This is a genomic window from Synechococcus sp. N32, assembly GCF_900473895.1.
Classification (GTDB): Bacteria; Cyanobacteriota; Cyanobacteriia; order PCC-6307; family Cyanobiaceae; genus Parasynechococcus.
Genome location: NZ_UCND01000006.1, coordinates 51,052 through 75,128, shown reverse-complemented (window position 1 = coordinate 75,128; position 24,077 = coordinate 51,052). Strand labels below are relative to the sequence as shown.

The 24,077-nt window shown below is 62.1% G+C and carries 24 protein-coding genes; 10 read left to right on the top strand and 14 right to left on the bottom strand.

What is annotated here, in order from left to right; genetic code table 11:
* Positions 1 to 217 precede the first annotated feature (217 nt).
* Both DXY35_RS01800 and DXY35_RS01795 read right to left on the bottom strand, forming a co-directional pair.
* Positions 218 to 601 (bottom strand): hypothetical protein, encoded by a 384-nt coding sequence (locus tag DXY35_RS01800; RefSeq protein WP_006851931.1) that lies wholly within the window; start codon positions 599 to 601, stop codon positions 218 to 220.
* A gap of 33 nt (positions 602 to 634) precedes the next feature.
* Entirely contained in the window at positions 635 to 907 is a 273-nt protein-coding gene (locus DXY35_RS01795) for a DUF2973 domain-containing protein (RefSeq protein WP_114988711.1), read from the bottom strand.
* Between the two features lie 141 nt (positions 908 to 1,048).
* On the opposite strand from DXY35_RS01795, the gene DXY35_RS01790 reads away from it, so the two are divergent.
* Positions 1,049 to 2,182 carry a trypsin-like peptidase domain-containing protein gene (locus tag DXY35_RS01790; RefSeq protein WP_244272850.1) on the top strand — a complete coding sequence of 378 codons (1,134 nt, stop codon included), beginning with the start codon at positions 1,049 to 1,051 and terminating at the stop codon, positions 2,180 to 2,182.
* A gap of 10 nt (positions 2,183 to 2,192) precedes the next feature.
* On the opposite strand, the gene DXY35_RS01785 is transcribed toward DXY35_RS01790, so the two are convergent.
* A complete protein-coding gene (locus DXY35_RS01785; protein ID WP_115080653.1) occupies positions 2,193 to 2,381 on the bottom strand; it encodes a hypothetical protein in 189 nt (62 codons plus the stop codon).
* A gap of 114 nt (positions 2,382 to 2,495) precedes the next feature.
* Positions 2,496 to 4,220: a ribosomal protection-like ABC-F family protein gene (gene abc-f, locus DXY35_RS01780; protein ID WP_115080652.1), complete on the bottom strand. Its 1,725-nt coding sequence runs from the start codon at positions 4,218 to 4,220 to the stop codon at positions 2,496 to 2,498.
* A 70-nt stretch (positions 4,221 to 4,290) separates the two neighbouring features.
* On the opposite strand from abc-f, the gene DXY35_RS12550 reads away from it, so the two are divergent.
* Positions 4,291 to 4,467 (top strand): hypothetical protein, encoded by a 177-nt coding sequence (locus tag DXY35_RS12550; RefSeq protein ID WP_170950479.1) that lies wholly within the window; start codon positions 4,291 to 4,293, stop codon positions 4,465 to 4,467.
* Here the strand turns inward: DXY35_RS12550 and DXY35_RS01775 are convergent.
* Positions 4,445 to 4,675 (bottom strand): hypothetical protein, encoded by a 231-nt coding sequence (locus tag DXY35_RS01775; protein WP_115080650.1) that lies wholly within the window; start codon positions 4,673 to 4,675, stop codon positions 4,445 to 4,447. The two genes, DXY35_RS12550 and DXY35_RS01775, sit on opposite strands and share 23 nt — an antisense overlap.
* A 47-nt stretch (positions 4,676 to 4,722) precedes the next feature.
* Positions 4,723 to 5,022 carry a hypothetical protein gene (locus tag DXY35_RS01770; RefSeq protein WP_114988706.1) on the bottom strand — a complete coding sequence of 100 codons (300 nt, stop codon included), beginning with the start codon at positions 5,020 to 5,022 and terminating at the stop codon, positions 4,723 to 4,725.
* Between the two features lie 105 nt (positions 5,023 to 5,127).
* Here DXY35_RS01770 and DXY35_RS01765 point away from each other — a divergent pair, with 105 nt between their 5' ends.
* On the top strand, positions 5,128 to 5,421 hold the full coding sequence (locus tag DXY35_RS01765) for a hypothetical protein (protein WP_115080648.1): 294 nt from the start codon (positions 5,128 to 5,130) through the stop codon (positions 5,419 to 5,421).
* On the opposite strand, the gene DXY35_RS01760 is transcribed toward DXY35_RS01765, so the two are convergent.
* The 6 genes from DXY35_RS01760 to DXY35_RS01735 are packed head-to-tail and all read right to left on the bottom strand — an operon-like array spanning position 5,418 to position 13,359.
* Positions 5,418 to 6,557 carry an anhydro-N-acetylmuramic acid kinase gene (locus DXY35_RS01760; protein WP_115080647.1) on the bottom strand — a complete coding sequence of 380 codons (1,140 nt, stop codon included), beginning with the start codon at positions 6,555 to 6,557 and terminating at the stop codon, positions 5,418 to 5,420. The two genes, DXY35_RS01765 and DXY35_RS01760, sit on opposite strands and share 4 nt — an antisense overlap.
* Positions 6,558 to 6,561: 4 nt before the next feature.
* On the bottom strand, positions 6,562 to 7,266 hold the full coding sequence (locus tag DXY35_RS01755; RefSeq protein WP_115080645.1) for a TrkA family potassium uptake protein: 705 nt from the start codon (positions 7,264 to 7,266) through the stop codon (positions 6,562 to 6,564).
* A gap of 24 nt (positions 7,267 to 7,290) precedes the next feature.
* Entirely contained in the window at positions 7,291 to 8,706 is a 1,416-nt protein-coding gene (locus tag DXY35_RS01750; protein WP_115080643.1) for a TrkH family potassium uptake protein, read from the bottom strand.
* A 29-nt stretch (positions 8,707 to 8,735) separates the two neighbouring features.
* Positions 8,736 to 10,553 (bottom strand): SLC13 family permease, encoded by a 1,818-nt coding sequence (locus DXY35_RS01745; RefSeq protein ID WP_115080641.1) that lies wholly within the window; start codon positions 10,551 to 10,553, stop codon positions 8,736 to 8,738.
* Positions 10,541 to 12,217, bottom strand: a complete 1,677-nt coding sequence (gene hflX, locus DXY35_RS01740; protein ID WP_115080639.1) for a GTPase HflX — start codon at positions 12,215 to 12,217, stop codon at positions 10,541 to 10,543. The genes DXY35_RS01745 and hflX overlap by 13 nt, the downstream gene beginning before the upstream one ends.
* A complete protein-coding gene (locus DXY35_RS01735) occupies positions 12,214 to 13,359 on the bottom strand; it encodes an NAD(P)/FAD-dependent oxidoreductase (protein WP_115080637.1) in 1,146 nt (381 codons plus the stop codon). The genes hflX and DXY35_RS01735 overlap by 4 nt, the downstream gene beginning before the upstream one ends.
* A gap of 67 nt (positions 13,360 to 13,426) precedes the next feature.
* On the opposite strand from DXY35_RS01735, the gene DXY35_RS01730 reads away from it, so the two are divergent.
* Positions 13,427 to 14,194: a phosphoadenylyl-sulfate reductase gene (locus tag DXY35_RS01730; RefSeq protein ID WP_371681719.1), complete on the top strand. Its 768-nt coding sequence runs from the start codon at positions 13,427 to 13,429 to the stop codon at positions 14,192 to 14,194.
* 6 nt (positions 14,195 to 14,200) lie between these two features.
* Positions 14,201 to 14,920, top strand: a complete 720-nt coding sequence (locus DXY35_RS01725; RefSeq protein WP_244272848.1) for a type III pantothenate kinase — start codon at positions 14,201 to 14,203, stop codon at positions 14,918 to 14,920.
* On the opposite strand, the gene bcp is transcribed toward DXY35_RS01725, so the two are convergent.
* A complete protein-coding gene (gene bcp / locus DXY35_RS01720) occupies positions 14,898 to 15,365 on the bottom strand; it encodes a thioredoxin-dependent thiol peroxidase (protein WP_115080634.1) in 468 nt (155 codons plus the stop codon). The genes DXY35_RS01725 and bcp overlap by 23 nt on opposite strands.
* A gap of 92 nt (positions 15,366 to 15,457) precedes the next feature.
* Between bcp and DXY35_RS01715 the strand changes: the two genes are divergently transcribed.
* Both DXY35_RS01715 and DXY35_RS01710 read left to right on the top strand, forming a co-directional pair.
* Positions 15,458 to 15,955, top strand: coding sequence for a type IV pilin-like G/H family protein (locus DXY35_RS01715; RefSeq protein WP_244272846.1), 498 nt, complete (start codon positions 15,458 to 15,460; stop codon positions 15,953 to 15,955).
* Positions 15,956 to 16,261: 306 nt separating this feature from the next.
* Positions 16,262 to 16,894 carry a protein phosphatase gene (locus DXY35_RS01710; RefSeq protein ID WP_115080632.1) on the top strand — a complete coding sequence of 211 codons (633 nt, stop codon included), beginning with the start codon at positions 16,262 to 16,264 and terminating at the stop codon, positions 16,892 to 16,894.
* A gap of 48 nt (positions 16,895 to 16,942) precedes the next feature.
* On the opposite strand, the gene DXY35_RS01705 is transcribed toward DXY35_RS01710, so the two are convergent.
* The gene (locus DXY35_RS01705) at positions 16,943 to 19,108 is read right to left on the bottom strand and encodes an AAA family ATPase (protein WP_115080630.1); all 2,166 of its coding nucleotides are present in this window, start codon (positions 19,106 to 19,108) and stop codon (positions 16,943 to 16,945) included.
* Between the two features lie 155 nt (positions 19,109 to 19,263).
* Here DXY35_RS01705 and DXY35_RS01700 point away from each other — a divergent pair, with 155 nt between their 5' ends.
* From DXY35_RS01700 to DXY35_RS01690, 3 genes are read left to right on the top strand one after another with little or no spacing between them, the layout of a single operon-like run.
* A complete protein-coding gene (locus DXY35_RS01700; protein WP_115080628.1) occupies positions 19,264 to 20,337 on the top strand; it encodes an efflux RND transporter periplasmic adaptor subunit in 1,074 nt (357 codons plus the stop codon).
* A gap of 9 nt (positions 20,338 to 20,346) precedes the next feature.
* Positions 20,347 to 23,778, top strand: coding sequence for an efflux RND transporter permease subunit (locus DXY35_RS01695; protein ID WP_115080627.1), 3,432 nt, complete (start codon positions 20,347 to 20,349; stop codon positions 23,776 to 23,778).
* Entirely contained in the window at positions 23,778 to 24,071 is a 294-nt protein-coding gene (locus DXY35_RS01690; protein ID WP_115080625.1) for a hypothetical protein, read from the top strand. Before DXY35_RS01695 ends, DXY35_RS01690 begins: the two co-directional genes overlap by 1 nt.
* Positions 24,072 to 24,077 lie beyond the last annotated feature (6 nt).

The following is a 24,077-nucleotide window of genomic DNA, read 5'->3' as shown; positions in this document are numbered from 1 at the left end:
TGTTGCCGCTCGATTCACGGGATGAGATTCATCAGGCCGAACAGCACCAGGCTGCTGATGGCGCCGACGGCCGCCAACAGCCGCACCAGCGGGCCGATGGAAACGACAAGGGAGGCCATGAAGACTTTCTTAAAGGCCGGATTAATTCCGGTCTAGCCCCCTTGTCAGTGGCATTGCTGCATTCATTCGCACGCCTTTACAGAAAACCCGTGCCGGATCAGCGCACGTGGCGGGTCCCATCCACGGGGTGGTACTCCTCGCCGGTGAGTTCTTCAAACACGATGGCCGGGAGACCGGTTTCGAACATGGTCTGCAGGGCTTCCTTGAGATAGGGATTCCAGCCTCCGGTGCTTACCTGGCCGTGGCGGACGGTCCAGTCCCAGGTGCCCTGAAGGTCGCGGGGGATCCGGCCTTCCCGGTCACGACGGGCCACCAGGTCAAGAGATTCCACAAGTCCCACGGTGATGGGGTCCTTGCCGTAGGCCGGAGTCAGGCTCAATTCCAGGCGGACGGGGTCTTCCTTCATTAGCCGAAGCCGAAACCGTGGGGGCAGCTTGAGGCCTTTGATGACCGCGGCAACGATGCGTGTTCTCTGATCCACTCAGGCGACCCCTGTCGACTTCAAGCGCCCAATTTATTCAGTGCCGGGTCCCGCGGCCGTCGAGGCTTCGTCATCGTCACCCCCGAAGCGCACCGTCAGCAGGGCCTCTTCCGTGATCCGTCCCTCGCTGTCCAGAAGTTCTGGGTGGACGGTGACCTGGCCTGTGCGGTCGTTCGGAGCGTTGCTGGGCGCGCTGTTGATCGGACCGCTGGCAGCGCGGAAACCCTTGCTCATCACGCGGAAGGCCTGCCACAACAGGGCCACGAACAGCGCTCCGTAGATGAGGGGAAACAGCGAACCGAGCATGACCCTCCGACCCAGCTGAATATCTGCATTCTCACGCTATCGGGACCCCGGTCGCATGTGGTCACAGCTTTGACACGGAACGTGGCTGTTTTCGGATCTGCTCTGCGTAGCGTCGAGGCAGTCGATCGCCCTGAAGCTGTGGTGAACTCCCCGTCCCGCTCGCTGGTCGCCTCTGCTCTGGTGGGGGGATTGCTGGTGGCCGGCGTGTCGTCGCTTCCCTTGATCGTTGGCTCTCAGCAAGCCGAGGCGCGCCCGGAGATGCGTCGCGGCTCGTTTGTGGCTGCCGCTGTGAAGCGCAGTGGTCCGGCAGTGGTCAGCTTGGAGACAGCGCGGACCGTCAATCAGTCCAGTGTTGCGGGTGTGCCGTCGGCCCTGATGCAGGACCCTTTGTTTCGCCACTTCTTCGGCATCCCACGCGCCACAGCTCCGCGCTCCAGGGTCCAGCGCGGCCAAGGCAGTGGAGTGATCTTCGATGCCAAGGGCCTGTTGCTCACCAATGCCCATGTGGTGGAGGGGGCGGATCAACTCACCGTGGACCTCTCCGATGGCAGGAGGGTGCCTGCCCGAGTGGTGGGCAAAGACAGCCTCACCGATCTCGCGGTGGTGCGCCTGGAGGGCTCCGGGCCCTGGCCGGTCGCGGATCTGGGGGATTCCGACCGGCTCAGCGTGGGCGACTGGGCGATTGCCGTGGGCAATCCCTTTGGCCTGGAGAGCACGGTGACTCTGGGAATCATCAGCAACCTCAACCGCAACGTTGCCCAGTTGGGAATTTCCGGCAAACGTCTTGACCTGATTCAGACCGACGCGGCCATCAATCCTGGTAATTCGGGTGGGCCACTGCTCAATGCCGATGGTGAGGTGATCGGCATCAACACCTTGGTGCGATCAGGGCCTGGGGCGGGTCTGGGTTTTGCCATCCCGATCAATCGGGCTCGAACCATTGCCCAGCAGCTGGTGGCCAGCGGCAAGGCCCGTCATCCGGTGATCGGCATCCGTCTGTCGCCGGTGCCCCGGCCCACCCCCACCTCCCCGGTGCCGCCAGGGGCGGTGATTCGCGCTGTTCAACCTGGGGGGCCGGCGGACCGCGCCGGGCTCAAGGTGGATGATGTGATCCTTCGCTTCGATGGCCAGGTGGTTAATGGCCCAGCTGCGGTGGTGAGTGCCATTGAACGCCGCGGTGTCGGTGCCAAGGTTGTGCTCGAGGTGCAGCGAGCTCAGGAGCGGGTCTCGATCAACGTCAAGCCCGTCGATTTATCGGCCTTGGCCCCTGGCTGAAGCTTTTGGCTCAGGCGTCGTCGGCGTCCCTCAGTTGTTCGACGCATTGGGTGATGCACTCGCCATCGTCGAGCGAACAGGTGGTGATGCACTGGAAATAGGTTTCCACGGCGTCCCAGGTCTGCTCATGGGGGGGCGGACCGGGGGCTGTTGAACCGCCAACGGGTTCGCTGTTGCCGGTGCCGGGAACCATGCTCATCGGGGCTGGAGGGTCGGTTTTGTCAGCCTATGCAGATGAAAACAGCCGGTAAAGAGAAATAAGTCTTCCTGCCTAAACCTGTGTGAAGTTTTCGTTGCCGTCGCCTGATGCCAGTCAGGCCGCCTTTTTACGGCGGGCGTTGCGTGCCTTCTGCTTCTCCTTGTTGGCCTTCCGCTTGGCTTCCCGTTCTGCAGCCAGTTCTTTCTCCTTGGCGGCTGACCTTTCCTCCTCCTTCTTCTCGAGGTAGTAGTTGTAATCTCCGCGATACATCACCAGCTCGCCGTCCCGCAGTTCCACGATGCTGTTGGCAACGCGGGAGATGAAATAGCGGTCGTGGGAGACCAGCAGCGCGGCTCCCTCGTAGGCCATCAAGGCGTCCTCGAGCATCTGCTTGGCGGGGATGTCGAGGTGATTGGTGGGCTCATCCAGAACCAGCAGATTGCAGGGGGTGAGCAGCATCAGGGCCAGGGCCAGACGGGCTTTCTCTCCGCCGCTGAGCTTCCCGACTTCCTTGAACACCGTGTCGTTGCTGAAGCAGAAACTGCCCAGCAGCGAACGAACCTGGGTCTGGGTCCAGTCGGGAACCGCTTCGTACATCGTGTCGATCACGGTCTTGGACAGATCCAGGGCTTCGGCCTGGTTCTGTTCGAAGTAGCCCGCAATCACGTTGTGCTCCCCAAGCCGGGCACTGCCTTCATCGGGGGTTTCAACCCCCATCACCAGGCGCAGCAGGGTGGACTTGCCCGCACCATTGGGGCCCACGAAGGCAATGCGGTCACCCCGCTCCACCTCCAGTTCAGCCCCCAGGAACAGGATTTTGTCTCCATAGCTGTGGGTGACGTTGTCGATCAGGGCAACCTGGGCTCCGGAGCGTGGGGCAGGCGGGAACTGAAAGCTCGGCCCTGCTACGGATTCGATCGGTGCCTCCACCCGTTCCACTTTGTCCAGCTGCTTCTCACGGCTTTTGGCCTGGGTGCTGCGGGTGGCACTGGCGCGGAAGCGATCGATGTAGGCCTGTTGCGTGGCGATCTCTTTCTGCTGCCGTTCGAAGGCCGCCTGTGTGGCCTCCCGCTCCAGTTGTTTCTGCTCCAGGTGGGCGGTGTAGTTGCCGAGGTAGCTGCGGGACACCCCCCGTTCGGTGGAAACGATCTGATTGCAGACCCGGTCGAGGAAGGTGCGGTCATGGCTGATCACCACAAGGGCTGCGCTCTGCTCCAGCAGGTAGTTCTCCAGCCACTGGATGGTTTCGACATCCAGATGGTTGGTGGGTTCGTCGAGCAGCAGAAGATCCGGTTCCTGCAGCAGGATTTTTCCCAGGGCAATCCGCATCTGCCAGCCCCCGGAATAGTCCTTCACCTGCAGCTCAGCGCCCTCCGGGGTGAAGCCGATCGTGGGCAGGAGCTTGTCGATGCGGGCATCGAGTTCGTAGCCATGCAGTGCTTCGAAACGGCTTTGCAGCTTTCCCAGTTCTTGGATCAGCTGGTCCAGATGGTCGGGATCCTCCGCTGCCCGTTCGGAGCCCATCGCCTCTTCCACCTGCTGCTGCTGGTTCATGACCTCGGCCGCTTCGCCGAAGGCTTGAAACAGTTCCTGGCGCACGGTGCGCTCCAGGTCCACGTCGAATTCCTGCTGGAGATAGGCGATGCGGGGCTCCCCCTGCCGAACCACCTGGCCGCTGGTGGGCTCTTCGTGCCCGGCGATCAGACGCATCTGGGTGGACTTTCCGGCGCCGTTCACCCCCACCAGACCGATCCTGTCTCCGGGTTTCACCTCCCAGGTCACGGCCCGGAGCACTTCCCCGGTGGGGTAGATCTTGCTGACGTTTTCGAGTCGCAGCACCGGCGGAAGGCGTGATGCCCCCCATCATCCCTGTCGGCAAACTGGTAAAGGTTCCCGGAGGCTGGTCGCCATGCTGAAACTGGAACAGCTGGCCGCTCTCGTGGTGGCCGCGGGATTGGCGATTGTGAGTTATCTGCTCTTCTTCAGTTGGGCCGGAGGTGGCGGCTACGAACGCCGTGAGCGCGCTGAGCCCCAGGCCCTTCTGACGCCCGAAGCCCCCGAGCTCACAGACCGCCTCTCGCCTTGATCAGCCAGCGCTTGCTGTCGTCGTCGTCAAGGCTGGCCAGATGGTCGCGCACCTCCTGGCTTGTCACGGGAAGCCCCAGCTGCTCGCCCAGGCTGCAGATGCTGGCCATGGCGCCGTTGGGATCCTGGAGCGCCTGACGGAACAGGGCCTGGGTCTGTTCCGGATTGCTGCTGATTCGGGCGTACAGCGATGCGGCGTTGGAAGCCATCGCGATCTGAGCAACTGCTCAAACGCTATTCAGCACGCAGAGTCTTGTCAGGCAGCTTGTTCGATGCCGTCATCGTGCTGCCCCAGGGCCGAGGCGTCCTTCATGCTGCGAGCGTCCATGCAGAGCACCTTGCGCAGTTGGGCGTAGTTGGCGGCCTGGGTGCTGCGCCCTTCCTGGGAAGCGCCGTATTCGGCCCGTTGCAACACGTGGTGCAGGTGGGTCAGCAGATAGGTGCTGATCACGGCTGACACCAGCACGTCGCTGTTTTCAGCGCTGCGACGAGGGCGTCGGGACCGAGCGCGGGTGCCGGCTGGGCTGCGACGGGAGCGAGGTGTGGCTTGGGTCATGGGGTACTCCGAGGAGGACCAATGCCCCCACCATAGTCATGGATACTACCCTTGACCATCTCTGTACACTTTTTAGTAGCAGAGCTCCTCCCAGGGGATCCGGTCGTGCCCACCCGTCAGACCTCATCCAGCGGGAAGCCCAAGTCCCCGAGAATTCAGGTGGTTCTGCCTGAAGATCTCTGCGCGCGTCTCACGGCGATGGCGGAGCTGGAATCCCGCACGGTGAGCAACATGGCGAGGGTGCTGATCCAGCAAGGGGTTCAGCGCCATGAGCAGGAGTTGGAGGCGTCCGCACCTCCGCCGACCCGCGAGGAGCGCCTGCGGTCCGCCCTGGAATCACAGCAGCCCCGCCGTCTGCGGGGCGCCCCCCGGCGCTTGCGCCTGCACCGGCCCGGTTAGGCCGGCTCCACCCGCGTGCCGAGCACGGCCTCCCGAGAGGCTCCGGTGACGGCTGGCACATTGCCGGGATGCCCCCTGTGGTGCCACCAGGCCAGCAACGCGAAGACCAGCGCTTCTCTGGCTTCCGTCGGCACCCCCAGGCTGCTGCTCGCATCGATTTGTGCGCCTCGGCAGCGCCGCCGCAGCTCATCGATCAACACCGGGTTTTGGCTGCCACCTCCGGCTGTGATCAGTTCGATCGGTGCGATCCCAACGCTCTGGCGCAGATGTGCCAGATCTTGGGCAACCACAGCGGCGGAAAAGGCCGTCAGGGTGGCGATGGCATCTGCCGCTGAGGCTCCACCGAGCTGACGTAGCCGCCGGTTGAGGTCGTCCTGCCCGAAACACTCCCGTCCCGTGGATTTCGGTGGTGCCAGCTGGAAGTACTCCTCCTGGAGCCAACGCTGGATCCAGCCCTCATCCGCATGGCCCTGAGCTGCCATCGCTCCACCCTTGTCGAAGCTTTGGGCGCCATTGGTGAACTGGCGCATGCCCAGGTCAATCAGGCTGTTGGCGGGGCCGCAGTCCCATCCCAAGATCGCGGCATGCCGATCCACTCCACCGCAGGGGGGGATGAGGGTGAGGTTGGCAATGCCGCCCAGGTTCAGCAGTGCCCGCCAGCCCTGTGTGCGCCCCAGCAGTGCCGCATCGGCCCGAGGCACGAGTGGTGCTCCCTGTCCCCCTAACGCCAGATCAGCGGCGCGGAAGTCATGCACCACCGGCCTTTGCAGCAGATGGGCCAGCAGCGGGGCCTGAAGGATCTGCCAACTGGCCCCCCGTGCCCCTTGGGCCGGCGGGCGGTGCCAGACGGTCTGGCCATGGCAACCGATCAGCTCAGCTGTTGCATCGGGGTCGCAGGCCTGCACTGCGTGGGCTTGAACCTCCGTGATGGCTTCCGCCAGCTCCAGCCAGCGGGATGCCGGCATCGCTGCACCCTGGCCGGCTGCCACCACCTGCTGCTGCAGTTCGAGCGGGTAGGGCTGATGGTGGTGGTGAAGCAAGGACCACTGCGGATGTTGAGGTGAGCCGTCGAAGTGCACCAGCACGGCATCCACGCCGTCAGCACTGGTTCCGCTCATCAGCCCGAGGCAGTGCATCGGCTCAGTGTTTTGGGAGCCGTTGCAGGTCGTCCACCAGTCCCATCACCACCAGCAGGTGCCCCTCCTCCAGCACGTGGGATGCCGGTGGATTCACCATCAGGCTGCTTTGCGGTCCTGCCGCCAGCACGTTCACCCTGAAGTTCTTGCGCAGATTCAGATCCCGGAGCGACCGCCCCACAAAGGGTTCCGGAACCTTGATCTCCTCGATGCAGTGCTGTTCATCTAGGGCCAGCCGCTCCATCAGGTTGGGGCGCACCAGTTCAAGGCCGAGGCGCTCGCCCTGCATGCGCGAGGGGAAGATCACGCGGTCGGCCCCCACCCGTTTCAGCATTTTTTCGTGGAGGTCGCTCGTCGCCCGGGCAATTACCTGGCGCACCCGGCTTCCTTCACTGTCTTTGGCGATCAAGGTGGCGGTGATGCTGGCCTCGATCGGTTCGCTGATCGCCACCACCACGGTGCCCATGTCGAGCACGCCGGCCTCGCGCAGGGCCTCTTCGTCGGTGCAGTCCACAACGCGGGCCTCCACGCTGGGCTCCACCTGACGCAGTTCATCCACCGCCCGCTCTGAGCGGTCCACAGCCAGCACATCAGCTCCGTTCTGAAGCAGTTCCCGGCAAACGGCGATGCCGAAACGGCCCACGCCGATGATCGCGAAGCCGAGTCTTTCGCTGCCCTGGGCCGGGCTCCACTGCCACCACTCCTTCATCGCTGCCTCCCCCGCTGATCACGCTCAGACATACAGATCCTCGCTGGGGTAACCGACTCGATTCTGGCGATTCATTTGGATTTGTTCCTGCGTCATCGCTTCCCAGATCGCACTCAGCAGCAACAGGATCCCCAGCCGTCCCACAAACATTCCCACCATCAGCACGGCCTGGCCGAAACGGGGGAGTTCAACGGTGACTCCCAGATCCAGGCCCACCGTGGCAAAAGCGGAGATGCAGGTGAACAGCATTTCCATAAAGGTGAATGAATCCTTCCCGTTCAAATTGCTGGCGATGCTGATCAGCATCGCCATGGCCATCACGAACAGCAGGGAGCCAACCGTGATGCCCACGGCCCTCAGCACCACCTTGTCGCTGATGCTTCTGTTGCGGATTACCACCACCTCCCGGCCCCGCAGGGTGGAGCGGGTGGCCGCCATCAAGGCGGCCACAGTGGTGGTTTTGATTCCACCACCGGTGCCGCCCGGGCTGGCCCCGATGAACATCAGCACCATCAGCAACAGCAGGCTCGATTCGGTGACGGTGTCGAGCGAGAGCGGAAGAGTACTGAAGCCGGCTGTGCGTGCCGTGACGGATTTGAACAGGGCTGTGAGCCAGCGTTCAGACCAGGGCATGCCCGCGAAGATCTCCCCCTGGTTCAACCATTCCGTCAGGGTCAGACCCCCTGCCCCGAAGACGATTAGGAGCAGGGTGGTGCGCAGCACCAGGCGGGAGTGCAGGCTCAGCCGCCGCCGGCTTCGCCGTCTGCGCAGCAGCTGTGTGGTCAGATCGCTGGTGACCCGCCACCCCAGGCCGCCGGCCACGATCAGCAGCATCACCACGGCATTCACAACCCCGTTGCTGCGATAGCGCTCGAGGCTGTCGCTCCAGAGTCCGAACCCCGCGTTGTTGTAGGCCGAGATGCTGTGGAACAGCGCAGCCCAGAGGCGTTCGCCCTGGTTGGGGATGTCATCGAAGCCGAAGTGATACAGGATCACAGCCCCCACCAGGATCACCAGCGTCGCCGTCAGGGCAATGCCACGAAATGTGCGCCCAACGCCCCCAACGCCGAATTCATCCAGGGCCTGCCCCCGATCCAGCCGGCGGCGCAGGGCTGTCCCCTGCACCACGAAGCCCTGGAGAAATGTGGTGATGGCCATCAAGCCAAGGCCCCCCGCCAGGATCATCAGGGCCAGCACCACCTGGCCGAAGGTCGTGAGATCGGTGCCGATGTCGATGATCGACAGGCCCGTCACGGTGATGGCTGATGTGGCTGTGAACAGAGCTTCCCAAAGCCCCACGCGGCTTGAGGAGCACAGCGGAGTAGCCAGTAGCAACGTGCCGATCAGCACCACCAGCAATCCAGTCACCACGGTGAACTGGGGGACCGTGAGCCGACGATGCCAGCCCTGGCTGCGTTCGATGGCCCTTCCGATCGGCACAGGAGCGCGCGAGATCTGACCAGTGTTGTTCAGGATCCGCCGTAATGCCAGAGGATCAAGGCCGGCACGATGATGGTCATGATCAGCGTCAGGCCAATTCCGTAGCGGGTGACGTCCAGAAAGCGATAACGGCCTGGACCGAACACCATCAAATTGGTCTGGTACCCGACGGGGGTGAGAAAGGACTGACTCGCACCGAACAGCACTGTGATCAGCAAGGAGGTGGGAGACAGCTGCAGGGACGGGGCCAGTTGCACCGCGACAGGCGCCAGCAGGGCCACCGAGGCGGCATTGCTCATCACTTGGGTCAAGAGCGTGGTGCCGATGAAGACCACCATCAAAGCGGCATAGCTCGGCCAGCCCGCCAGCCCCTGCTGGAGCACCAGGGCGAGGGCATCGGCGAGGCCCGTGCTCTGCATGGCAACGCTGAAGCTGGTGAGGGAGCCCAGCAGCAGAATCACGTCCAGCCGGATCGAACGCTGCAGTTCACCAAGGCGAAGGCAGCCGGTGGCGACCACGCTCACCGTGGCAAGGAGCACCGCCGCTACCAGGGGGATGGGGGTCAGGCTTGGCAGCACCAGCATGGCGATCGCGATGCTGATGGCCACGGGCTTGCGCCGCACTGTGGGGAGGTCATCCTCAAGCCGATCCAGCACCAGAAGATCGTTGCTGGCTTGCAGGCCGCGGATGGAATCGATCGGTGCCTGCAGAAGCAGCACATCTCCTTCCCGCAGAATCACCTGGCCGAGGCGTTCCTGAACGGTGTCTTGGCCGCGGCGTAGAGCAAGAACTGTGGAGTTGTGGCGCTGCCGGAACCGCAACTCTCTCAGGCTGGCGCCGGCAAGAGTGGAGCCAGCCGGCAGCAACACTTCTACGGTTTTCTGGCCGCTGGATTCTTCGGTGTTCACCCTGAACCCTGCGTTTCGGCCCTGGGTTGTGAGTTGAACCGTGTGATCTTGTTGAAGACGCAGCAGATCTGGGCGGGTGACGCGCAAGAGCAGATGATCACCAGCCTCAAGCCGACGGTCCGCCAGGGGGGGGAGCAGCCGTTCCCCTCCACGCTGCAGCTCCAGCACGTCAACATCAAAGCGACGTTGCAGTCGACTGTTCCGGAGAGAGCGGCCCACCAATTCAGAGTTTGAGGGGATGCGTACTTCCGTGCAGTAGCTGCTGTCCCTGGGGTTGCCTCCGAGGTCGTCACTGCTGGCACCACGGTCCGGTAACAGGACGCGGGGAGCCATCACCAGGTAAATGGCCCCAGCCAGCCAGACCGGTAGGCTGATCAGGGTGAAGCTGAACAGATCAAGGGAGCCATAGCCCAGTTGTTCGCTGATGTCGCTCACCAACAGGTTTACCGAGCTGCCCAGCAGGGTGAGAGTGCCCCCTAGAACCGTTGAAAAGGACAAGGGCAACAGCACCCGGGATGGTGAAATGCCGCGCCTTTGGCACCAGCCCTCGACCACGGGCAGCAGCGATGCCACCACGGGCGTGTTCGGTACAACTCCCGAGACCGGTGCGATCACGAAGGCCATGAGCGCGATCAGACGGCGCGAGGAGCGGATCCGCTCCGAGGCGATCAGCGCCCTGAGGCGATCCAGGGCACCGCTTTTGAACAGAGCCGCGGAGACAGGGAACAGGCCCAGCAGGGTGATCAGCGCAGGACTGCTGAACCCCGCCAAAGCCTCCTGGGGATTGAGCACTCCGGTGGCGATCAGCAGGCTCATGCTCAGCAGCCCGGTGAGCTCAGGGGCAATCACTCCGGTGATGAACAACACCACTGCCACAGCGAGCACGGCCAGCGTGATCAATGCCTGAGGGTTCTGGAGAGCGTTGATCAGCTCGGCCATGGCGGCGAGTCGCCGGTCGTTAATTGCGGGGATTCTGCCCTGAGATCAAAAAATTGTTCACGCAGCCACTGCTGCAGCCCTTCCAGCCCGTCCCCCCGCACGGCGGAGAGGAACAGGGCATCGGGCTCCCGCTGATGAATCGCCTCAATCGCGCTCGCCTCACAGCGGTCGATCTGGTTGGCGATCACCCGTCGCAGGGCGGTGCTGCCGAGGTCATCGAGTAGGCGATGCACCGTGTCCAGATGGCCCTGCCAGTCAGGGTCGGCAAGATCCAGCACCAGCAGCAGCACATCCGCATCCAGGGCCTCCTCCAACGTTGCGCGGAAGGCTTCTACCAGTGGGGCGGGGAGATCGCGGATGAAACCCACCGTGTCCGTGAGCAGCAGCCGTTGAGGGCGTGCCCCAGGGCAGGGCAGGTCGAGTTTGCGCGTGGCGGGGTCCAGGGTGGCGAACAATTTGTTCTCCGCCAGCACGCAAGCACTGGCCCGTTTGCCGCACAAGGCATTGAGCAGGCTGGATTTGCCCGCGTTGGTGTAGCCCACAAGCGCCACCCGCGGCAGACCACGCCGCTGATCCCGCAAGCGGCTGCGGTGGGATTGAAGTTGGCGTTGATCCCGAAGCAGTCGTTCGATGCGCCGGCTGATGGCCCGACGGTCCTTTTCCAGCTGTGTTTCCCCTGGGCCGCGTGTGCCGATGCCACCGCCCTGCCGCGACAGGCTGCTGCCCCGTCCCAGCAGGCGCGGCAGCCGGTAGCGCAGCTGAGCCAGTTCCACCTGAAGTCGCCCTGCAGCACTGCCGGCCCGCTGGGCAAAGATGTCGAGGATCAGCTCACTGCGGTCGGAGACCGGGCAGCTGAGCAGCCGTTCCAGATTGCGGGCCTGTACGGGGGTGAGCTCCCTGTCGGTGATGACAAGGGAGGCCTGGCAGCGGCGGATCTCGAGGGCGGCTTCCTGAAGTTTTCCGGAGCCCCAGAGCGTCTGGGGATTGGTTTGGCCCCGGCGCTGGCTGGTCCGGGCTACTGGCTCGGCACCGGCACTACGCACCAAGCCTTCGAGCTCAGCCAGATCCCGCTGATCGCGCTGTTCATCGCCACTGGTGAGCGTGAGCAGAAGCACCCGCTCGTCTCCGGCCGCGGCGTTGATGCTTTGGGGTTGGGGTTCATCCGGTGTGAGGACGCAAAGATCCCTCAGGTCACCTTGTTCAAACCGTCTCCAGCCATCGGCTTGAGACGGGTCTGGGATCAACAGTTCGGCCGGGCGAGCTCCATCGGCCGCCGGGCATGGTGCAAAGCGCAGCCAGTGCCGAGGGGCGATGTCGAGGGCGACCACGGCGTCGCGGGAATCTGAGTGCAGCCCTTTGCGGGCAAAAGGGCAGCTGATCAGTCGCCATCCCCCGCTGCTCCGCCGCGGCGTCGCCGGTAGGTGTCGTAACAGAGAATCGCTGCCGGTGAGAGGCCCCAGCCAGAGCAGGCGGCAGAGGCCACGGCCGTCCAGCACCAGATGCAATGCCATCTCCAGATCCAGCACCAAGTCGGCCAAGCGTTCGAGGCTCAGCAGATCGGCACCGCAGTCTTCGGGATGACGGCGATGGCTCAACCGCTCCAGCTGGCGTTGCTGGCTGGGGCGAAGACCACGGCAACGCCCGCCGAGGTGAGATTGCTTCAACGGTTCAACAACCAGGCGCCTGCTGAGCGCAGACCCAGAGATAGCCCTGGCAGGCGCGTGAGATAAGTGGCTCGTCGCAACTGGAAGGCCAAGGGGCCGGCCAGGGTGAGCCCCATGCCGGTGAGGGTGGCCTCGCCGATACCGAGGCTGAGCATTTCGCCGCGGTCCTCGAACTGGAAGGCTTGTGGCTCTTCCTCCATCCGCAGCTGCGCGATGGCTGCGGCAGTGGCATCGCCCTGTTGCATCGCTACCTGGGCGCTGGCGGGCCAAGGGCTGCCAGGCCGGGCTGAGAGATCCCCGAGGGCGAACGTGTTGGTGCAGCCCACCAGGCGCAGGTCATCGTCAACGGCCAGACGCCCTCGTTCCAGCACAGGTGTGGGTGAAATGGCGGGGATGGAGGGACTGCTTCCTGCGGTCCAAACCAGCCCTGCGTGACGCAGAACAGCACCATCGGCAAGAACAGCACTGCTGGACTTCACTTCGCTCACGCTGGTGTTGAGCTGGACCACCACTCCTTTGCATTCCAGTGCTGCCTGGGCTCTCTCCCGATTGAACGCTGTGCTGCCGGGAAGGATTTCATCGCCCATCTCCACCAGTCGAACGCTGGCGGCACCGTCGATCAGATCCGCCAGCTTGCAGGCCAGCTCAACGCCGGTGGGTCCTGCGCCAACGATGATCAGTCCGGCATCTTCATCCCGTTGCTGGTGCAGATTGCTGAGCCATTGCTTGAGGCGGCGCACATCGCCGAGGTCACGGAAGCCGCAGCTGTGTTCCTTGACGCCTGGAATGCCGAAATCATTGGCTTTCGAGCCCGTCGCCAGCACCAGTTGCGACCAGCTCAAGCGGTCTCCGGAGGCCAATTCGATGCTTTGGCTGGTTTGATCGATGCCAACAACGCTGTCTCGGATCCAGCAGATGCCGTTGTTCAGCAATTGGTCGTAGCGGGGGGCCACTTCCCAGGCTTGAAGTTCATCGCTGAGCAGTTCGTACAGCAGCGGTTGAAACAGAAAGCGATCCCGCGGTTCGATCAGAACGATGGGGCAGTTGGGCTGCCGTCGTTGAAGAGCAAGTGCTGTGAACAGTCCACCGAATCCACCGCCAACGATCACCACGGCATCCGATGGGGACGAGGGTGAACGCATGAAGGGATCTGCTGGTGCACAAACGATAGGAACCACACCCGGTCCCACGACAGGGGAAGATGGCGTGATGACGGAGGCTCCTGAGGCCATGGTGCCCATGGCGGTGCAAAACGAGTTGCTCGAAGGGCGCAAGCTGCTGGAGTCGATGGAGCCGCAGCAGCGTCTTGCCTGGGGGTTGGAACAGTTCGGTGAGAATTTTGCTCTCACCACGAGTTTTGGCATCCAATCGGCTGTGCTACTGCACATGCTGAGCACCCTCCCCGGCGGTGATGCTGTGCCGGTGATCTGGATCGATACCGGTTATCTGCCTCCCGAGACCTACACTTATGCCTATCAACTCACCCAGCAGCTCAGGATTCGTCTGGTGGTGAGTCAGAGCGAGATGTCCCCGGCTCGAATGGAGGCCCTGCACGGACGGCTATGGGAATCCGGTCGTGTGGAGGATTTGGAGACTTACCACCGGATCCGCAAGGTAGAACCCCTGGAGCGAGCGCTCAACGACCTGGAGACGCGCTGTTGGGCCAGTGGCGTGCGGCGTGGCCAGACCGATCACCGCAGCTCCATGACCGCGTTGGATCCGATTCGGGAGCGTTGGTCCCTCAGGCCTTTGCTCGAGTGGACGCAGCGGGATGTCTATTACTACATGCAATTGAACAACCTTCCCCAGCATCCTTTGTTCGAGCAGGGCTATTCCACCGTGGGCGACTGGCATTCCAGTGGCCCGGATGTGGGAGATCTGAGTGGCCGCGACACCCGCTTCGGCGGGTTGAAGCAAGAGTGTGGGATTCATGTGCCCCAGGAGGCCAACGAAGGGCTGATGGGGGAAGGCATCTGAGTGACGGTGCCTGCACGGGACGTCGGCCGCGCCCTGCTGATTGGCAACAGCCGTTGGCATTGGGCCCAACGGCAAGATCACTATGTCCGCATTGAGCACGGTCCGCCCGACCCTGGCCGTATCGGGACTGACCCTCCGGTCTGGGCGGCGGTGGGGTCGGTGCCCGAGCCGCTCATGGCCCACCAAGATCTGCGCATTCGCCTTGAGGATGTGCCCTTGCCCAAGGCTCCTCCTTGGTTGGGGGTGGACCGAGCCCTTGGGGCTTGGATGGCCTGGCGCTGCAGTCAAGAGCAACAGCTCGACTGTTCCAGGGGGTTGCTTCTGGTGGATGCCGGCACCGTGTTGAGCCTCACCCGGGTGACGGCGGACGGTTGTTTTGGAGGCGGCCAGCTGATCCCGGGCTATCGGCTCCAGCTCCAGGCCATGACCAAGGGAGCCCTCGGCTTGCCATCAACCCCTGAGGATCTCGATCAAGAGGCTCTGCAAGAGGTTTTCCCACAACAAACAGCGGCCGCCATGCAGCGCGGTGTGTTGGAAGCGATGTTGGCTTCCATTGCAGCGGCTCAGCAGCATGCCCAGGGTTTGTTGTGGATCTGTGGTGGTGACGCTGCCCTGTTGAAGCGTCATTGGTCCGGTGCAACGGAGCTGTTGCAGCTGGAGGGTGATCTTCAATTGCAAGCACTGCTGAGCCTCGGTGCTGGGCTCAGCTCAGGCCGAGATCGCTGATCAGCGTGTCGGCCATGGTGGCCGCTTTCACCTTGAGATAAATCCGTTCGAGTTTTCCTTCTTCATCGATCAGGAAGGTGTGGCGCATCATGCCCATGTATTCACGCCCCATGAACTTCTTCAGCCCATAGCTCTCATAGAGGCTGGCCACGGCACAGGGCTCCTCATCGGTGAGCAGGGTGAAGGGAAGGTCGTGCTTGTTGATGAATTTGTTGTGGGAGGTTGCTCCGTCCTTGCTGATGCCCAGAACAGTGATGTTGTTGGCATTGAGTTGCTCCCATCGATCGCGGAAGTTGCAGGCTTCTTTGGTGCAGCCCGGGGTGTCGTCCTTGGGATAGAAGTACAGAACAACCTTCTTCCCGCGCAGCGAAGCGAGGCTGATGGAATCACCGTTTTGATCGGGAAGGGTGAAGTCGGGGGCGGCGTCGCCGATTTGCAGGCTCACGAAAAGGGTTTGGTCAGTGGCGGCAGCGTACGGCCCTCAGGACAAGACTGTCCGTGCGGCCTACGTTGCAATCAACCTGCAGCTGTTGGGCCATGGCGTCGCGGATCCGGGTTGAGCAAATCGCGCCCTCCCTGGGAGCTCTGGGTCTTTTGGCCATGGGCTTGAGCGCACTTGTTGCGCCGCGTCATGGTTTCTCGTTGGATCACGCTGTTCCTCAGTCGTCGGCGGCGAATCTCAGTCGACGGCTGATGCAGCGCGAGGTCACCCTTCATCAACGCAGCGAAGCCGAAACCCTGCTCAAAGCGTTCGCTCGTGCGCAGATGACGCGCCATTACTGGGGTGAATTCGCAGGCTCCCTTCAGGATCTGGGCCTGTCGTCCGGGCCGCAGTTCCAGGCAACGGTGGATCGCGATGCTGTTCGGACCCGACTGTGGCTTAAGCCACATCACGTTGCGGAGGCTTATCTAGCGGAGGTGGAGCGCTCGGGTGGTCGGCTGCGGATGCACCACTGCCGTGGGGATCGGAAGGGAGTAGGCCAGGCTGAGGCAGGGCGTTGTCCGGATGGTTGGCAGCGCATCTCTCTGAAGTGATCAGAGAATTCTGCTTTTGAATCCTCATTAGTTCGAACTGATCTGAAGTGCTGGGTTTCAGGTAGTTCTCCCCCGGAGAGATATTTTTCAGCCAATCCATGCTTTCTAGTTGGCCCAATTCGGCTAAAATCCCCTGGCTTTTTGTTTAGAGTTGGGCCAGATCGAGCTGAATTGCCGGGTCTCATGTGTCTCCTTCGCTGGAAGTTAGTTCTCTCAATGTTTCCCAATTCTTAAGCAATTGAGTGATGTCGGTGTTTCTTATTGAGGGGGCTAATTTTTTTTATTGACGTGCTTATTTGTCGTCTTGTGTTTTCTCGTCTCGCCGTTGGTCTGCTCGCCGGCGCCTCCCTCACTGCTCTGGCTGTTCCCGCTGAAGCAGGCACCAAGCGTCCCGTTCGCTGGAACACCGGCGGCGCCGTGTGGACCACCAGGTCTTCTGAATTCAAAACCTTCTTCAGCACCGGTGACATCACCGATCGTGCTTTGAGCTCCGGCATCAGCAGCTCCGGTTGGACTGCCGAGGAAATTCAGGAAGGCATGACCAAAATCTATGCCGTTGACATCATCGGCGTCTCCCGCTTCCTGTACTCCGACGACGGCGTCAAGTTCCTGAAGGACCAGACCCGTTCTTACTTCCCCTACTGGAAGATGAAATCCACCTCTGTGGTGGCCTTGCGTTCCGCGATCGTCGCCGACTCCATCGACGGTGAAATCTCTTCCGCCGGCATCATGGCCGAACTGCCCGTGGACTTCCGTCTGGCTGACACCTGCGGCACCTACGACGGCATCCAGAACGTCTGTGCCCCCAACCATTGCGAAGGAGACGCCCAGTGCACCTCGCTGCTCTCCTGGTACGTGTTCCTGCCCGCCTGCGTTCAGGCCAACTCCGCGCTGCCCGAGCCCGCACCTCGCGTCGCTCCCGCCCGTCCCCTCTGGTGATCAGCTCCTGAGAGCTGCGCCTCAGCCCCGGCTACGGCCGGGGCTTTTTTACGGCGTGTTTCGCTCGCCAGTGATCAATTGATGGCGCATTGGCAGTCGTAAACCAGCCTCTCCAAGGCTGTTCAGTGACCGGCGCAATTCCTTCATCACGTCCTTGCTGATCTCCCCCATGGCCTGCCGGTAGGGCGACCCTTCGGTCAGCCATCGCTCAGCCAGTTCCGTGCCGCCTGGAAGCGTGAGATGTTCCAGCCACTCTTCACAACGGAGCTGCCAGCCGGCGTTCTTCAAGGACTCGTCCGGCCGCTGCTGCTGCTCAAGCCACTGCTGTTCCTGAGCCACAAGATCGCTGAACAGCTCTTTTGGATCGCCGTCTTGGAGCAATGCACCAGCGGGCCCCAGTTCGGCGCGGCTGATCAGCAGCCGTAAGCCTGTTGTCGGCTCGGCATGTTGGTTGATGGCCTCCAGCAGTGCTGTCCAGTTCTGCCCTTGCAGGTCGGCAGCGGCGAGGCGTCCTGCGATCCAATCGAAGGCCTGGAGTGCGGGCAGAGCGTCGAGGTTGCCGGTCAGCAGCTCTGGCCGATGCTCCGGCTCGAGCAGATCCATCTGTGCTGCCAGCCGGCTCCGGTCGGCTTCATTCTCGCAAAGCACCGTCACGCCTCCTTCCGGGGCGGCCCTCAATGGATCGAGGGCCCAGATCAGCGAGCGCATCCCCAACAACAGCACCCGATCTCGACGGGTCCAGGGGATGTCCCGCCAGAGCCGCTCGCGCAGGCGCTGCAGTCGCTCTCCCTCCTGCCCGAGTTGACGCTGCACCCAGCGGTCCACACCGGGACGATCGGGTCCGCTGCTCAGCAGCAAGGGCTGGTCGGCCGCCAGTTCTGCGGCTGCGGCGAGTTGGGCCGCCCGGCGTTCGGCCATCCGCTCGCGTCGTTCTCCTTCCCACCCGAGTTGTCCGGGCTGCCAGAACACTTCCCCTTGCAGGGCTGTGGGGAGGTATTGCTGCTCCACCCAGTGTTCGGCGTAGGCATGGGGGTAGCGGTAGCCCGCGCCATCGCCGAAGGCGGCTCCATCCCGATTGGCATCGCGCAAATGCCCAGGTACGTCTTGTTTTTGCGCATCGCGCACAGTTTTGAGGGCATCAAAGAAGCCCAGAACGCTGTTGCTCTTTTCGGTGCCCGCCAGGTACAACGCAGCCTGGGCCAAGGGATACAGGCCCTCGGGCAGCCCCACCCGTTCGAAGGCCGCGGCACAGGCTTCCACCACAACGATGGCCTGCGGGTCGGCCAGGCCGATGTCTTCCCCTGCTGCAATCAGCATCCGCCGAAAAATGAAGCGGGGGTTTTCACCGGCTTCCACCATGCGTGCTAGCCAGAACAGCGCCGCATCGGCATCGGAGCCCCGCAGCGATTTGATGAAGGCGCTGATCGTGTCGTAGTGGGCATCGCCGTGCTTGTCGTAGAGCACAGCCCGCTGCTGGATGGATTCCTCGGCGATGGCCAGGTTGATCTGAATTACGCCATCGCCATCGGGTTCGGAGCTCTCCACCGCTAGTTCAAGGGCATTGAGCAGGCTGCGGGCGTCTCCGCCCGCCACATCAACGAGGTGGTTGGCGGCATCCCTGCTGATGGCGATGGAGCGGTCGCCGTAGCCCCGCTCGTTGTCGCCCAGGGCGCGTTGCAGCAGCCGCTGCAAATCCTCCGGCTCCAGAGGCAGTAAACGAAACAGCCGCGAGCGGCTGACCAGCGCCTTGTTGACTTCGAAATAGGGGTTTTCTGTGGTGGCGCCGATCAGGGTGACGGTGCCGTTCTCCACCCAAGGCAACAGTGCATCCTGCTGGGCGCTGTTGAAGCGATGCACTTCGTCGATGAACAGGATCGTGCGCAAGCCATGACGTTCAAGGCGTTGGCGTGCGGCATCGACCTCGATCCGCAGGTCTTTGACGCCCGCCAGCACGGCGTTGAGGCTGCTGAAATGAGCGCGGGTGTGGTTGGCGATGATCCGTGCCAGCGTGGTTTTGCCGACCCCGGGGGGGCCATGCAGGATCAGGTTGCCGACCCGATCGGCCTTGATGGCACGGCGAAGGAGCCGTCCGTCGGCAAGGATCCCGCTCTGGCCTTCGAATTCTTCAAGTGTGCGCGGACGCATGCGATCGGCCAGAGGGGCCAGCCGCCGCCGTTGTTGCTCACCGTGAAAAGCGAAGAGGTCCTGGCTCAACGAACAATCGACGTTGACCCAGTGTCCCTGACGTTCTCAATCAGCGCTTGAGCTGGGCCGAATCGAACATTTTTTGGATGCCTGTTTCGACACGTCGAAACCTTCGCGGACAAGCTCTCACGAACTCCCCATAATCCGGCAAAAGCCTTTTTGCCGTGCGTCATCCGCAGCGACTCCTGCTCACCCTCGCGGCTCTGATCACAGTTAGTTCCTGCAAGAGCGAACCGCCGAAGCCGCCGCCGCCGAAGGTGCAGGCCGTCTCCACCCAGTTGGCTGAATTCACTGAGGGTGTCGATACCGTCAGCACCTTGGAGGCCAGCAACCTGGTCGAGCTCGCTGCTCAATCGGGGGGTCGGATTGAGCAACTCAAGATCAGCCAGGGTGATGAAGTTGCGCCCGGTCAGCTCCTGGTGGTGCTCGATCAGGTTGAAAAAAAAGCCAAAGCCGACAACGCCAAAGTCAACTACGAGCGCTACGCCTATCTGGCTGAGACGGGCGCTGCGTCGCAGAAAGACTTGGATCGTTACCGCACCCAGTACATCTCAGCCAAGGCGGAGCTCGACTACAGCAATCTCACCTCACCCGCCGCCGGCACGGTTGCTGACGTGAAAGTGAAGGTGGGCGATGTGATTCGGCAGGGCGAGGTGTTCACCAGCCTGGTGCAGAACAACGAACTGGAAGCCCAGGTTGAGGTGCCGGCGGTGTTCTCGACGCGTCTGTCCCTGGGGCAGCCGGTGTTGCTCAGTGCCCCAGGCAGTGAGGATGTGATTGCAACCGGGCAAGTCGGTTCGATTGATCCCCGGATCAACAAGCAGACCCAGGGATTGTTGGTGAAGGCGGTCTTCCCCAACACCGATGGGCAATTGATGGATGGCCAGCGTCTGCGCACCCGGGTGCAGATCAAGGCTGAGAAACAACTGGCCGTTCCTTTCGCCGCTGTCACCCAGACCTCCGGTCAGAGCTTCGTCTTCCGTCTCGGCAGCTTTGAGGAACTCAAAGAAAATCCGGGCAAGGCTGATCTCGAGAAGCTCGAGAAGGGCATCAAGGCCGGCAAACTTCCCGCTGATGCCAAGTTCGCCCTGCAGACGCCGGTCACGGTGGGCGAATTGGAGAACCAGCTGTATCCGATCACCAAAGGCCTCGAAGCCAATCAGATGGTGGCCACAACCAATCTGCTCAACCTGAAACACGGCATGCCCGTGCATGTGCAACCCGCCAAGGCGAACTGAGGTTGATCGATGTCTGCTTCCAATAACTTCATTACCCGGCCGGTTCTCAGCACGGTCTGCAGCCTGCTGATCGTGATCGTTGGTTTGATCTCGATTCCGATCCTTCCGATTGAAAACCTCCCCGACATTGCACCTCCAACGGTGAAGGTGCAGGCCACCTACGTGGGTGCTGATGCTGTTGCCGTTGAGCAGGGGGTCACCTCCGTGCTCGAGCAGCAGATCAATGGGGTGGAGAACATGGACTTCATCACCTCCAACAGCTCCTCGGATGGTGTGAGTTCGATCTCCGTGTCGTTCGACAGCGGCACCGACGGCAACATCAACCAGGTGAACGTGCAGAACCGCGTTTCCCTGGCGGAACCACAATTGCCGGAGGAGGTGCGCAAGTCGGGTGTCACGGTGAACAAGGCCTCCAACTCGATCCTGCTCGTTTACAACTTCGTCAACGAAGACCCCTCCAAAACCGAATATTCGGTGGAGACGATCAGTGGTTATCTCGACAAGAACCTCACCGACAACGTCAAACGGGTGAAGGGCGTCGGCGATGTCACCTACTTCGGCAACCGCAAGATCGCCTTCCGCCTTTGGCTGGACCCCGAGAAGCTGGCCGCCAACAACCTCACGGCCACCGATGTGGTCAACCAGCTGCGAAGTCAGAACCGTCTGGTGCCGGCCGGCAAGATTGGCGGCGCCCCTGCCCCTGAAGGTCAGGAATACACCTTCACGGTGCAGCTGCAGGGACGTCTGACCAGCACCCAGGAGTTCGAAAACATCATTCTCAGAACCACTGATGCCGGTGGCTTGGTGCGACTCAAGGATTTGGGCCGCGTTGAGCTCGGCGGTGAGACCTACGGCATTGATGCCATGGATCTCAAAGGCACGCCTTCTGTTGGCATCGCGATCTACCAGCTCTCCGGAAGTAATGCCATCGAGGTCTCCAATGGCGTCAAGGAGGTGCTGAATGAGTTCGAGCAAACCCTGCCGGTTGGCCTCGGGGTGCAGAAGATTTACGACACCACCGACTTCATCAACCAGTCGATCAAAGGGGTGACCAACTCCCTACGGGATGCAGTGATCCTGGTGGTGCTGATCCTGTTCCTGTTCCTGCAGAACTGGAAAGCCACGCTTGTGCCCGCGATTGCGATTCCGGTGGCCTTGATCGGCACCTTCGCCCTGGTGCTGGCCTTCGGTTTCTCCCTCAACCAGCTCACGCTGTTCGGTCTTGTGCTGGCTACCGGCCTTGTGGTGGATGACGCCATCACCGTGGTGGAAGACACTTCCGCCAAGAAGGCGGAAGGGATGACCTCGGTGCAGGCCGCCATGGAAACCATGGATGAGCTGTTCGGGGCTGTGATTGCAACCTCCCTGGTGAAGGTGGCGGTGTTCCTGCCGGTGCTGTTTTTCCCAGGTGCTACCGGCACCATCTACAAGCAGTTCGCCGCCACGATCCTTTTCTCGATCGGCATCTCCACCTTCAACGCCCTCACCTTCTCGCCGATGCTGTCGGCCCTGCTGTTGTCTCGCGAAACCAAGGAGCTCAGCCGCAATCAGTACGCCACGGCCGGTGTGGTGCTTGGTTTCATTTACGGCTTGCTCAGTGCTGGCAATGGAGCGGCAGCAGCGTTGATCCCAACGGTGATCGGTGCGGTTGTCGGCTTCATCGCCGGCAAGATCAGCGGTCTGCCCCTGCGCCTTCCCTTCACCGCCGGTGGTGCTGCGGTGGGTGTGATCACAACAGGTGTGATTGTCTCTAATCCGATCCCTGTGGTGTTGTTCACCGCCATTGGAGGCGGCGTTGGCTACTTCATCCCGGTGATCTTCACCAGCTTCAACCGTTTGTATGGCGGCTTTGAGAAGCGCTATGCGTCGATCCTCGATGCCGTGCTCAAAGCCCGCCCGATTGTGATGGCGGCCCTGGCTGCCGGGATCCTGCTGACGGGATTCGCTTTCACCAGAATTCCTGGTGGATTCGTGCCGATCGAAGACCAGGGCTATGCCATTGGTTTCGTGCAGGCTCCTGAGGGTGTCTCCAACGAGAAAACCCTGGCGATCAACCGTCAGGTGGCTGAGGTGTTGCGCTCCGAGGAGGACATCGCATCAGCGGCCTTGTTCAGCGGCGCCAGCCTCGATGGCAACGCGCCCAACAAGGGTCTGTTCTTCATCGGGATGAACCACTGGGATGATCGGCCCGGCAAGGACCACACAGTGGGAGCCGTGGTGAAGCGTCTCAACGGAAAGTTGTATGGCGCGATTGATGGGGGTCGGGTGTTTGTTGTTGAGCCCCCGTCGATTCCCGGTTATGGCACCGGTGGTGGCTTCGAGTTCCAGCTGCTGGACCAGAGCAGTGGCGTCTATTCGTTGAATGAGTTTTTCGGATCTGCTCAGCAGATCATTCAGACGGCGAACAGCGATTCCGTGCTCAATCAGGTTTACACGCTGTTCTCCCCCCAGGCTCCGCAGTACAAGATCGATGTGGACCGGGAGCAGATGGCTTCGCTCGGTGTCGATTTCGCCTCCGCGATGTCTGTTTTCAGCGTCAACTTCGGTGGGCAATACGTGAATGACACCTTCCAGGAGGGCAAGGTGCGCAGGGTGTATGTGCAGGCCGATGAGGTCAGCCGGGCCACCCCCCAGCGGCTGTCCGCCATCTATGTCGCCAATGCCAAGGGCGAGCAGATTCCCCTCTCGGAGTTCTTCACCGTGAAGCAAACGGTGGGGCCCAGTGTCATTCCCCACTTCAACCTCTACCGCTCGATCAAGATCGACGGCACCCCCAAAGAAGGCAACAGCTCCGGTCAGGCGATCGGAGCGATGAAGCAGATCTTCAATGCGGGCAGTTACCAGGGTCTTGGTTTCGACTGGACCGGTATCTCCCGCGAAGAAGTGAAGGCTGGATCCCTGGCGGTGGTGATCTTCGCGCTCGGCATCCTGGCGGTGTTCCTGGTGCTGTCGGCGCAGTACGAGAGCTACATCGACCCGATCATCATCCTGCTGACAGTGCCGACGGCCTTGTTGGGGGCCCTTGTCTTCCTCGGGGGTGCCGGCCAGGTGCTCAACATCTACGCCCAGGTGGGTCTGGTGATGCTGATCGGTCTGGCGGGCGGCAACGCGATTCTGATCGTCGACCTGGCCAACCAGAAGATGGGTGAGGGCGCGTCGGCGCTGGAGGCTGCCAAGTTCTCCGCCAAGTCGCGTCTGCGGCCGATTTTGATGACGGCGATCTCCTCCCTCACCGGCTTCCTTCCACTGATGCTTGCCAGTGGTGCGGGTGCCCAGAGTCAGTCGTCCCTGGGCCTGGTGGTGTTCGGTGGTCTGTTGGTCGCCACCTTCCTCTCCACCCTTGTGGTGCCTGTTTTCTACGTGGTGATGAAGACGTTGCTGGGCCAGGCCGATGCCAAGCCTCCTGAGGACGGTCCTACCCCCACCCCGCAACCCAGCTGATGGTTGAGTTGAACTCCGAGGTGAATCAGCGCAAGCCCTTCAGTGGCATGCGTGTGTTGATTGCAGTGGCCATCGGTGCCGGTCTTGGTCTGGCGGTGGCCTATTTCCTCAAGGTGCTGATCGACAACAGTCCGGCCGAGATTGCGCTGGGCCGCTTACGCCTCTTTTATCTGATGGTGATCAGCTCAGGTGGTCTTGGGGGTTTTGCGATTGAGACGATGCGTCAGCTGCAGGAGGAGGCCACCGATCCTGCCTATCGGCACAGCAAGTCCAACCGCGGCCGTCGTCCCTGAGGGATC

Excerpts from the sequence above, each read along its gene's own strand:
- DXY35_RS01795 (WP_114988711.1), bottom strand. The coding sequence starts at position 907 with ATGCTCGGTTCGCTGTTTCCCCTCATCTACGGAGCGCTGTTCGTGGCC.
- DXY35_RS01785 (WP_115080653.1), bottom strand. The coding sequence starts at position 2,381 with ATGAGCATGGTTCCCGGCACCGGCAACAGCGAACCCGTTGGCGGTTCA.
- DXY35_RS12550 (WP_170950479.1), top strand. The coding sequence starts at position 4,291 with ATGCTGAAACTGGAACAGCTGGCCGCTCTCGTGGTGGCCGCGGGATTG.
- DXY35_RS01775 (WP_115080650.1), bottom strand. The coding sequence starts at position 4,675 with ATGGCTTCCAACGCCGCATCGCTGTACGCCCGAATCAGCAGCAATCCG.
- DXY35_RS01770 (WP_114988706.1), bottom strand. The coding sequence starts at position 5,022 with ATGACCCAAGCCACACCTCGCTCCCGTCGCAGCCCAGCCGGCACCCGC.
- DXY35_RS01760 (WP_115080647.1), bottom strand. The coding sequence starts at position 6,557 with ATGCACTGCCTCGGGCTGATGAGCGGAACCAGTGCTGACGGCGTGGAT.
- DXY35_RS01755 (WP_115080645.1), bottom strand. The coding sequence starts at position 7,266 with ATGAAGGAGTGGTGGCAGTGGAGCCCGGCCCAGGGCAGCGAAAGACTC.
- DXY35_RS01745 (WP_115080641.1), bottom strand. The coding sequence starts at position 10,553 with ATGGCCGAGCTGATCAACGCTCTCCAGAACCCTCAGGCATTGATCACG.
- DXY35_RS01735 (WP_115080637.1), bottom strand. The coding sequence starts at position 13,359 with ATGCGTTCACCCTCGTCCCCATCGGATGCCGTGGTGATCGTTGGCGGT.
- DXY35_RS01730 (WP_371681719.1), top strand. The coding sequence starts at position 13,427 with ATGACGGAGGCTCCTGAGGCCATGGTGCCCATGGCGGTGCAAAACGAG.
- DXY35_RS01715 (WP_244272846.1), top strand. The coding sequence starts at position 15,458 with ATGGCGTCGCGGATCCGGGTTGAGCAAATCGCGCCCTCCCTGGGAGCT.
- DXY35_RS01695 (WP_115080627.1), top strand. The coding sequence starts at position 20,347 with ATGTCTGCTTCCAATAACTTCATTACCCGGCCGGTTCTCAGCACGGTC.
- DXY35_RS01690 (WP_115080625.1), top strand. The coding sequence starts at position 23,778 with ATGGTTGAGTTGAACTCCGAGGTGAATCAGCGCAAGCCCTTCAGTGGC.